We start from the raw sequence: 9,885 nt of genomic DNA, 5'->3' as shown, positions 1-9,885 counted from the left end.
GACCATCCCCGGCAATCAGAGCGCGCGCGCATTCTGATCGACGGACAGCCGGTTTTCGTCGCGCAAACCGTGATGCTCGAGGTCGAATGGGTGCTGCGCAGCGCCTATGAGTATGATGCGGCCGATATCACCCGGGCCTTGAGAGCCTTTGCCGGCCTTCCCACAGTGACGGTCGAAGACGGCGCGGTGGTCGCTGCTGCCTTGGATCTGACTGAGCGCGGCATGGACTTCGCCGATGCCCTGCATCTCTGCAAGTCGGCCCATTGCGAGGGTTTCGCGACGTTCGATCGCAAGTTCATCACATTGGCGAAGGCGGCGGGCTATCGGCAGGTGCGAGAAGCCTGACAGGCAGGTCAGCGCGCGCCCCCAAACGAAAACGGCCCCGCATCACTGCGGAGCCGTCTTCCGTCGGGAGCTCACGCGGGGAGCTCGACCTTGGATGCCGCAGGTCTGACCAAGCAGGCCAGGAGCGAGCGGCCCGACTGCCTTACGACCTTCTGCTGCGCCGGGCCAGCGCCATAGCCGGCCACGATGCCGCAGTTGACGCCTCTGAGCTTCTCGTTTCCCCGCAGCGGTCGGTCGCCGCTCTATCCCCGGCGACGGCATAGCCGTCAGGACGGCGCCCCTGCCCTGTCCACGCGGAGGCTCTTGACGCCGCCTCAATCACGCAACATATGAAGTTACATGAATCGCGACAGTCGTTTGTCCGGGGTGCTGCACGTGCTGCTGCACATGGCGGACCAGAACAGCCCCGTGACCTCGGAAGCGCTGGCGCGGATGATGCGGACCAATCCCGTGGTGATCCGGCGGGTCATGTCGGGCTTGCGCGACCAGGGCTATGTCCGTTCCGAGAAGGGTCATGGCGGCGGTTGGACAATCGCCCGAGACCTCGCCGAGATTACCTTGCGCGACATCTATGACGGCATCGGCTCGCCCGCCCTCTTCGCCATCGGCAACCGCAGCGAGGCGCCGGCTTGCGCCGTCGAGCAGGCGGTCAATGCGGCGCTTGATGGCAGCTTGCGCGAGGCGCAGGCGCTGTTGCTGGCCTCGCTCGAGACCGTGACGCTGGCAGCCTTGAGCGCGGATTTCCGGCAACGCCTGGCGCAACGCGCGCGGCTCCAGCCCGAAGGATCCACCTGTGTCGACTGAACGCGCGGCTCGCGAAGAGCCCTTCCTCAGGAATTTTTCCGATCCCGAAGCCGTCTCGCGCTATGCAGAGGGGCCGCGGCGTTTCGTGCCCGGTCTCGACGCGCTGCACCGGATGACCGGCCTGCTGCTGGCAGAAAGCGCCCCCGACGACGCGAAGGTGCTGGTGCTCGGGGCGGGCGGCGGCAGCGAGATCCGCGCGCTTGCAGAGGCGCATCCCGGCTGGAGCTTCGTCGGGGTCGATCCGGCAGCCGCGATGCTGCGCCTCGCCGAACGCACGCTGGGGCCGCTGATGGATAGGGTCACGCTGGTCGAAGGCTATATCGACGATGCGCCGGCCGGCCCCTTTGACGCGGCGACCTGCCTGTTGACGCTGCATTTCCTCGCCGCGCCCGAGCGCGAACGGACGGTGCGCGAGATCCACGCCCGGCTTCGCCCCGGCGCGCCCTTCGTCGCTGCACATGCGAGCTTTCCCCAGGGCGCCGACGAACGCGAAACCTGGCTCGATCGCTATGCCGCCTACCCGATCGCGTCCGGCGCCGATCCCGAGCAGGTGCAGCGCGCCCGCGCGGCCGTCGCGGCCAGCCTGCAAAGCTTCTGCCCCGAACAGGACGAGGAGATCCTGCGGGCCGGCGGCTTTGCCAATGTCAGCCTGTTCTACGCAGCCTTCACCTGGCGCGGCTGGGTCGCGAACGCCTGAGGGGGGCACGGTCCGAGAGCGGACGGGGCCCGTCAGAGCGAAACCAGAGTCCGCGCGGCCATCATGCTTGCCAGCAGGCCAAGCACGGCTGCGCTGGCGCGATAGCCGATCCTGGCCCTGGCCGGGTCCTGCAGACTGCGCTGCAACGTGCTGCCAAGCAGCACCCAGCCGAAGCCGATCGCGACGATCTCCGCCGACAGCAGGGCGAGCCACGGCAGCAGCGCCGGGAACCCTGCCGGGGGCAGAAGGGTGGAGGCGAAGATGAGCCCTTTCGGATTGAGCAGCGTCGTCAGGAACACGCGGGCGAAGGTGATCGAACGGCCGTGAGCGAGAGGCAGGCTGCTGCGCTGCCAGAGCGCCGTTGCCAGGTAGACCAGATAGAGCGCAACGCCTGCCTGGAGCGCCGTTGCGACGATCGGCCGGGATGCGATGAACGGTCCCAGGGCCAGGCGCAGGATGGCGATCGCCAGGAGATAGCCGAGGAGCTCGGCTGCAAGCAGGGCGGCGGACCGGCGCCAGCCGATCTCCGCGCCGGAGGTCGCGAGAAGCGTATTGGTCGGTCCCGGCGTCGCCAGAAGCGAGGCACAGACCGCGATGAAGGCGAGCAAGCTCATGCCGAGCTGATGCCGCAGACAGGCCCTCCCCGCCTTGATCTCGATCAGATTCCTGCGGTTCGCCCAGGCCGCCGCTCGAGCGCGGCAGACTCGTCAGAGCAAGCGCCTTCGTGGCAGGGTTCGCCGTCCGAAGCAGCCGATCCCGGAGCGGGCGTTGAACCTCCGCCAACTCACCTATTTCGTCCGTGTGGTTGAGGCCGCCAATATGACGCGCGCGGCCGATGAGCTGCGGATCGCGCAACCGGCGCTCGGCATGCAGATCAAGCAGCTCGAGGAAGGCCTCGGCGTCACGCTGCTGACGCGCCATTCGCGCGGCGTCTCCCCAACCGCCGCCGGCGAAAAGCTGTTCCGGCGCGCCGTCGAGATCCTCGACCTCGTCGCGCTGACGCGCCGTGAACTGCGCGAGGACGCACGCGAGGCCGTGCGCTTCGGCCTGACCCCGAGCCTGATGCAGATCATCGGGCCGGAGCTGCTGTTACGGATCTCGGAGCGCGCGCCTCACCTTGCCGTCAGCCTRACCGAAGAGATGAGCCATCTCCTGGTCGACAGCCTGCATCGGGCCGAGCTCGACCTGATCCTGGCCTATGAGGTTCCGGACGCACCGGGCTGCTGGAGGCGCGCCCTCTACCAGGAAGACCTCGTCCTCGTCACCGCGACGGGAGACCGGGACACGGCCCCCATCAGCTTCACCGAGGCTCTCGCCCATCCTCTCATCCTGCCGGAGCCGCGCGATGGCGTGCGCTCCCTCGTCGAGAAGACCGCCACCGAACACGGGCTCGTCCTCCGGCTCGAACACGAGGTCCGTTCGATTTCCRGCATCAAGACGCTGGTCGCGCGCGGGCCTGCGGCCGGCATCCTGCCCTATGGCACCGTGCTCGCGGAGGTCGCGGCCGGAACCTTGTCGGCCCGCCCGATCATTGCACCGGTGCTCAGGCGCACGCTCTACCTCGCGGGCTCCCGCAAGGCCGGGCAGCTTGCCGCGCTCCCGATCATCCGCGACGCCGTTGCTGCGGCGATGACGACGCTGTCGGCGGCGGTGATCGGGTTGGGGCACCCGCTACCGGCCGCCGAGCCACAACAAAACGCTTAGCGCTGACCTAAGCGCTTCGCATTGGATTTCGTCCGGCAGAATGAGTGACCCTGCCGCGACGGCGCAGATCCGCGCATTTCAATCGAGGGCGTCCCATGCTGTCGAACGCGCCTGCCGGAGCCAGCGAGGCTCCGCTCCCACAGGGCACCCGGGAGCTTGATGCGGTGGTCGCCGAGATCGTTCTCGCGAGCCGCATCCTCGCCCGCGAAGGCATCGTCGACAGTTTTGGACATGTCTCGGCGCGCCATCCCGATCGCAGCGATCATTACCTGATGCCCAGAACCCGCGCGGCCGAGCTGGTGGCGCCCGAGGATGTGCTGGTCTTCGACCGCGAGGATGCCCTCGTMTCGGTGACGCAGGCCCGCATCTTCGCCGAACGCAGCATCCATGGCGCGATCTACCGCGCACGCCCGGATGTGCAGGCCATCTGCCACCACCATGCGCCGGCGATGATGCCGTTCTGCACGAGCGATGCCGAACTCGTTCCCGTCTTCCATCTGGGCGCGACCATGGGCGCGACCGTGCCGCTCTGGGACAGCCAGGACGAGTTCGGCGACACRAACCTGATCGTCTCGACGCAGGCGCAGGGGGATTCGCTTGCGCGTGCCCTTGGGGCAAACTGGACCGTGCTGATGCGCGGCCACGGCGCCACCGTCGCGGGCCGCTCGCTCCGGGAGGTGACCTTTCGGGCGATCTACGGCGCTCGCAATGCCGAGGTGCAGTTGAAGGCCGCCCAGCTCGGCGCGGTTCGCCGACTGACGACCGCCGAAGCGCTCTCTGCCGCCGAATTCAACCTGAAGCCCTTCGCCATGGACCGCGCCTGGGAGCAATGGACCCGGCATGTCGACGCGCCCGGGCCCTTCTGAGCACCGACCCAACGACCCTGAACAACTGGATGGGAGGTCACCATGTCCGAGCCGATGTCTCGCCGCGCCGCCCTGGCTCTCCTCGGTGCGGGCTCTCTCGCCCTGCCGGCGCTCGCCCAGAGCCAGACCGGCTATCCCACCAGGCAGATCCTGCTGATCGTGCCCTACCCGGCCGGAGGCGCGGTCGATCTTGCCGCGCGGCTCGTCGCCGAGAAACTGCGCCTCGAATTCGGCCAGCCGGTCGTCGTCGAGAACCGGGCCGGCGCCAACGGCATGGTCGGGGCAGCGGCCGTCGCGCGGGCAGAGCCTGACGGCTACACACTGCTGATGGCGCCGCGCGAGGTCTTTGGCATCAATCCGATCCTGATGCCGCAGCAGGCTCTCGATGGCAAACGGGACTTCGCCTATGTCGGGGTGGTCGCGACGGGCCCCTATGTGCTGGTCGTAAATCCCGGGMTCGGCGTCGGCAGTTTCGCCGAGTTCGTCGCCCTCGCGAAGCAGCGCGAGCTGCCCTATGCCAGCTTCGGCAAGGGCAGCATGGCCCATCTCAACATCGAGGCGCTGGCACGCAGGCTCGGCGTCAGGATGGTGCATGTGCCCTATCGCGGTGCGCCGCCMGCCGTCACGGCGGTGGCGACGGGCGAAGTCGCGCTGACCATCTCCACGCCGCCGGCCGCGCTCTCCCTGATGCAGGACGGAAAGCTGAAGGCGCTCGCCGTCGGGAACGAGCGGCGGCTGCGCGACATGAGCGAGGTGCCGACGATGACGGAACTCGGCCTCTCCGATGATCCGCTGATCCCGAATTTCTTCGGCCTCGTTGCCCCCGCCGGGACTCCAGCGCCGATCGTCGCGCGCCTGAATGCGGCGGCCGCGCGCGCGATCATGGCTCCCGAAATCGCGACAAGGCTMGCGGCCAGCGGGCTCGACCCCGCTCCCGGCTCCCCCAGGACATGGCGCGCCTGGTCACCGGAGACATCGAGCGTTTCGGCCGGCTGATCCGCGAACTGGATATCAAGGTCACGGAATAGTTCACCGGACAGGAAATCGGATCCGGTGCGATGACCTAACCTCTTGTGTTTGCATGCCTTCGATTTTTCATCCGGCGAGACGGCAGCCGTCAGCTGCCTGACATGCTACGCGCCGGGCAAGGGCGCGTCGGGATGGACCAGCCCGGCCTCCCGCAGCTCCCGCCAGAACGCGGCAGGCACCACCTCCTGCAGCGCAGCCCGGTCTTCGGCGATGCGGCTCGGCTGGCTGGCGCCGGGGATCACCGCAGCGACCGCGGGATTGGCGAGCGAAAACTGCAGGCCGGCCGCCTTCATGCTGACGCCGTGGCGGTCGGCGATGGCCTTGATGCGCGCGACCTTGGCGCGGATCTCCGTCGTCATCGGTGCGTATTCGAAGTTCGGGCCGCCGACCAAGGCACCGGAGCTGTAGGGGCCGCCGACGACGATGCCGAGCCCGCGCTCGGTGACCAGCGGCATCACGCGCTGGAGGGCGCGCGCATGGTCGAGCAGCGTGTAGCGTCCCGCCAGCAGGAAGCCGTCTGGGCGCGGACCGTCGAGCCCGAGCAGCAGCTCGATCGGCTCCACCCGGTTGACACCGAGGCCCCAGCCCTTGATCACGCCTTCGTCGCGCAGCCGGTCGAGGGCCCTGAAGGCGCCCTTGCGCGACGCCTCGAACACGCCGAGCCATTCGTCGCCGTAGAAATCCTGGGCGACATCATGGACCCAGGCGATCTCGATACGATCGGTCTTCAGTCGCTTCAGGCTGTCCTCGATGGACCGCAAAGTTGCGGCCTCGGAATAGTCGTTCACGATCCTGTTGGGGCGGCCATGCTTGAAGACCTCGCCCTTCTCGCCGAGATCTCGCGCACTGACATCCTCGATCTCGTCGAGGATGACGCGGCCGACCTTGGTGCTGATGACGTATTCGTCGCGCGGCCGGCCATTGAGCGCCTCGCCCATGCGGATTTCGGCGAGGCCGGCCCCGTAAAAGGGAGCGTTGTCGAAATAGCGGATGCCGTCCTTCCAGGCAGCCTCGACCGTTGCGAGCGCCTCCTGCTCGGGAATGTCGCGGAACATGTTTCCAAGCGGGGCGGCGCCGAAGCCGAGCTTGCCCGGAAGAATATCCTTGAGTGACATGGTTTGATCCTTTCGTTGGAATGCCCGGTCGCGTCAGTCAGGCAACCCGCAGGGCGTCGAGCACGAACGCACAGCGGTCCGCGAGGTCGGCAATCCMTGCATGGTACAGGATTTCGATCCGGCACAGACGCGGCGGCTCGTGACCATCGCAGCGAACAGCTATGTGGTTGCGCCCGGCATCAGGCTGCGCCTCATGCTCTACGGCACCGATCTGGCCGAGACCGGCGCCATCTCCGGCACGGCTGCGATGGTGCTGGGTCGCATCGTCGGCCAGCGCCACATGAGGCCGGGATGCCTCGCCTGCGCCGATACCTTGAGAGCGTCGCCGCTGCCGAGGGAAACGTCCACCGGAGGTTGCCCTATCCGCCGCTCGCCAGGAAGGCGTGCTCGATCAAGGGGCGGTTATGGCCGAGGTGCGGTTCAATCAGCATATCGAGATGCCCGCCGACGATCGGGACCACGTTCAGATCGGTGAAGAGCTCGCCCCAGCCCAGATCTAACGGAACGCCGGGCCGTCGGCATCGAAACAGGGTGGCGGCTATCGGCAGCGCGGTTTTCGGCTGGCGGAGCCAGTGGTCGAAGGCGCGCATGCGCAGCACCTCCTCGAGCTCGAGGCGCAGAATGAAACGTGGCCGGGCGAGGATCTCCCATTTCAAGCGCTCGATGCCGCTGGCGAGCTGGGCCTCTGCGCCGAAACGGGCAAAGATCTTGGCGACGGCCCGCAACATCATGCGATCGATGGTCACCCGGTGCGCCCGGATGCGCTGCGCCGTGCGGGCCAGGGTCTCAGCGTAGCTGTGATGCCCGGCGCCGATATTGGTGTCGAGGATTCCCAGGAAGGTGACCGACCGGCCCGCCGCGACGAGCGTGGAAGCAACCTCGAAGGCGACGCCGCCGCCCAGGGAATAGCCGATGAGCTTCACATTGCCCTCGGGCTGGGCATGGTTGATCTGGTCGACAACGGCATCGACCATCCGGGGTATCGTTCCCTGTCCGGCCAGCAGGTCCTTCAGGTTCTCGTAGCGCACGGCGACAACCCGGGCGACCTTGCCCATCTCCAGCCCGAAGGCCGCAAGGCTAGGGCCGTAGCCGATCGATCCCGGCACGATGAACAGGACGGGCCGCGTGTCGGAGGGGGCAGGCGGATGTCTCGTCGCCTCGTCGCCGGACGCTGCCCTGACGATATCGGCAAAACTCATGTCGATGGTGAACAGGTCCAGATCGAGTTCCCGCCCAAGCGCCTCCTCGAGTTCCATGACGAATTGCAGCAACTTCAGGGAATCGCCACCMGCTTCATCCCAGCGGCTGCCTGCCGCTCCCTTGCCCTGGAGTATCCGTTCCCAAAGGGTCCCGACCACCGCCTCGACAGCATGAGGGTTTCCCATTTGTCGGGATTCCGGAGCGTCATCGTTGTCCTTGGGCGGGCGCAGCCCGCCATCCAGCTCCCGCAGCCGGATACTGTCGATCTTCCCGCCCCGAAGCCGTGGCAATTCGGCAAGACTATGCAGCCGCGTCGGATGGACGGCGGCCGGCAGCGACCGCCTGATCAGCGCGCGCAATTCTGGAATCAGGTCCGTGCCCGCCTGTTCGGCGGGAACGACAAAGGCCACCAGTTCGTTTCCGTCCGTCACGACCGCGACGGCATCGCGGATGCCGGGCGCGCGCCGCAGGACAAGTTCGAGTTCGGCCGGCTCGACGCGCCGTCCATTGATCTTGATCTGGCGCCCTTTGCGTCCAACGACCCGCATCAAGCCGGTTTCGTCCACTGTGACGAGATCGCCCGTTGCGAAGAGCCGAAGCTGCGGATCGGGCAGGCCCGCCTGAAGCGGGAGATTTCTGCCGCGTTCCCAGTATCCAAGGGCGACGTAGCTGCTGCGGAGCAGCAGCTCGCCCTCCTGCCCTGGAGCGACCGGATCTCCGTTCTCGTCGACCACGGCATAATCAACGCCGGGCAGGACGAAACCGACCGGAACCGTTGCACCCTGTTCCGGATAGTCCCTCGGCAGGAACCACTGTGTTCCCGTACTCTCGGTCGACAAATAGCTGATCTGGATGAAGCAGGTCTCCGGCACCGCCGCGCGGAGGCGATCGATATCGGCCCAGAGCACCCTTTCGCCGCCGACCCGCACCACGCGGAGCGAGGCAAACGTGTCGGGCTGGGCGCCATTCATCAAGACGCGCAACAAGGCAGGCACGAGATAGGCGACCGTCACCTGCCAGGTCTGGAAATGCTCGCGAACGGCGCGAATGCCGGCGCTCTCGACATCCAGCAGATACAATGTCGCGCCGCAGAGCATCGGCGTCATCATTTCCCGGCATCCCGCGATGGTCGCAGGCCCGGTCAGCGGCATGAAGACATCATCGGGGCCGATATGGCCGGCGTTTACATATTGCTGAACACGCTGGAGGAGCGCGCGTTGGCTGTTGACCACGCCCTTTGGCGTTCCGGTGCTGCCCGATGTGTAGAGAACGATGGCCGGCGCATCGACGGAGATCTCGGATTGCGACAGCGGGACCCTGCCAGGCGGCGCCTCCGCGAGACATTTTGCCGGGTCGATCCATTGCAGCGGCACCGCATCCGGCCAGTCCTGCGGTTCGCCAGGGCCGACCCTCACGATGGCCTTTAGGCGCGCATCCGCCGCAATGGCCGCCAGGCGCGGCACCGGGTCCCGCGGATTGAGCGGCACCGCGGGCCTGCCGGCGCGCATGGCAGCCAGCATGGCCACCGGGTACCAGAGGGCGTTGCCGAGAAGCAGTCCGACCGTCTCTCCGGGCGGGACCGCATCGGCGATGACGGCGGCGAGGATCTGAACCGCGTGCAACAACCGCAGAAAGGTCAGCGATGTCGTGCCGTCACTGAGCGCGATCTTGTCTGCGTGCTTCTGGACAACCCGTTCCAGATGTTCGAACGCCGGTGCGTCCGAAAAATCGTCGCTCATCTCTGCGAAGGGATGGCTGGTGGGGCCGTCCCTGTCGAGGGCGCGCGCCGATGCCCCTGCCCAGGCCACATCGTCCAAGATGCTGTTTCGGACGGTCGTTGCGTCCTGCGGCCTCCCATCACCTGGAATGGACCGCACGGCATGAGAAGGCGAACCTTCTGAACGTCGGCGCCCGATCGCTTCCAACATTGCCCCCATTGTTGACCGAGTTCTGCCGCATTCTGCGTTGCCGCTGCGGCAACGGCATCGTCAGAACGAATGAACCCGACGGGGGGCCTGCCGGCGGCGTTCGCATCTCCTCAAATCCTGTTCGGGCGTGGCTCCCCGGCTGCCGGTGCTGGCCGGACAGCCCGCATCGCATCGGTGCTCAGCGCCCCTAGATGTGG

10 protein-coding genes are annotated in these 9,885 nt (G+C 67.2%); 6 read left to right on the top strand and 4 right to left on the bottom strand.

Annotation, left to right across the window (positions count from 1 at the left end):
- The 3 genes from AC1DJT_RS29675 to AC1DJT_RS29665 form a co-directional block, all read left to right on the top strand.
- On the top strand, positions 1-345 hold a 345-nt coding region (locus AC1DJT_RS29675), incomplete at its 5' end, for a type II toxin-antitoxin system VapC family toxin (protein WP_476835451.1).
- A gap of 339 nt (positions 346-684) precedes the next feature.
- Positions 685-1,149, top strand: coding sequence for an Rrf2 family transcriptional regulator (locus tag AC1DJT_RS29670; protein WP_441507945.1), 465 nt, complete (start codon positions 685-687; stop codon positions 1,147-1,149).
- Complete coding sequence (locus AC1DJT_RS29665) at positions 1,139-1,846, top strand: methyltransferase domain-containing protein (protein WP_441507946.1); 708 nt, start codon at positions 1,139-1,141, stop codon at positions 1,844-1,846. Before AC1DJT_RS29670 ends, AC1DJT_RS29665 begins: the two co-directional genes overlap by 11 nt.
- A 32-nt stretch (positions 1,847-1,878) precedes the next feature.
- Here AC1DJT_RS29665 and AC1DJT_RS29660 read toward each other — a convergent pair whose 3' ends face one another.
- Positions 1,879-2,460, bottom strand: coding sequence for a LysE family translocator (locus AC1DJT_RS29660; protein WP_441507947.1), 582 nt, complete (start codon positions 2,458-2,460; stop codon positions 1,879-1,881).
- 154 nt (positions 2,461-2,614) lie between these two features.
- Between AC1DJT_RS29660 and AC1DJT_RS29655 the strand changes: the two genes are divergently transcribed.
- From AC1DJT_RS29655 to AC1DJT_RS29645, 3 genes are all read left to right on the top strand, one after another.
- Positions 2,615-3,550: a LysR family transcriptional regulator gene (locus AC1DJT_RS29655; RefSeq protein WP_476835450.1), complete on the top strand. Its 936-nt coding sequence runs from the start codon at positions 2,615-2,617 to the stop codon at positions 3,548-3,550.
- Positions 3,551-3,645: 95 nt separating this feature from the next.
- Positions 3,646-4,416: a class II aldolase/adducin family protein gene (locus AC1DJT_RS29650; protein WP_441507949.1), complete on the top strand. Its 771-nt coding sequence runs from the start codon at positions 3,646-3,648 to the stop codon at positions 4,414-4,416.
- 42 nt (positions 4,417-4,458) lie between these two features.
- Positions 4,459-5,412 (top strand): Bug family tripartite tricarboxylate transporter substrate binding protein, encoded by a 954-nt coding sequence (locus AC1DJT_RS29645; protein ID WP_476835449.1) that lies wholly within the window; start codon positions 4,459-4,461, stop codon positions 5,410-5,412.
- Positions 5,413-5,549: 137 nt separating this feature from the next.
- Here the strand turns inward: AC1DJT_RS29645 and AC1DJT_RS29640 are convergent, their stop codons facing one another.
- The 3 genes from AC1DJT_RS29640 to AC1DJT_RS29630 form a co-directional block, all read right to left on the bottom strand.
- A complete protein-coding gene (locus tag AC1DJT_RS29640) occupies positions 5,550-6,560 on the bottom strand; it encodes an aldo/keto reductase (protein ID WP_441507951.1) in 1,011 nt (336 codons plus the stop codon).
- A 37-nt stretch (positions 6,561-6,597) separates the two neighbouring features.
- A complete protein-coding gene (locus AC1DJT_RS29635) occupies positions 6,598-6,840 on the bottom strand; it encodes a hypothetical protein (protein ID WP_476835448.1) in 243 nt (80 codons plus the stop codon).
- A gap of 79 nt (positions 6,841-6,919) precedes the next feature.
- Entirely contained in the window at positions 6,920-9,568 is a 2,649-nt protein-coding gene (locus AC1DJT_RS29630) for an AMP-binding protein (RefSeq protein WP_441507956.1), read from the bottom strand.
- Between the last annotated feature and the right edge of the window lie 317 nt (positions 9,569-9,885).

Source organism: Allobosea sp. 05T422_2 (assembly GCF_056396265.1).
This window is presented reverse-complemented; position numbering and strand designations above follow the sequence as displayed.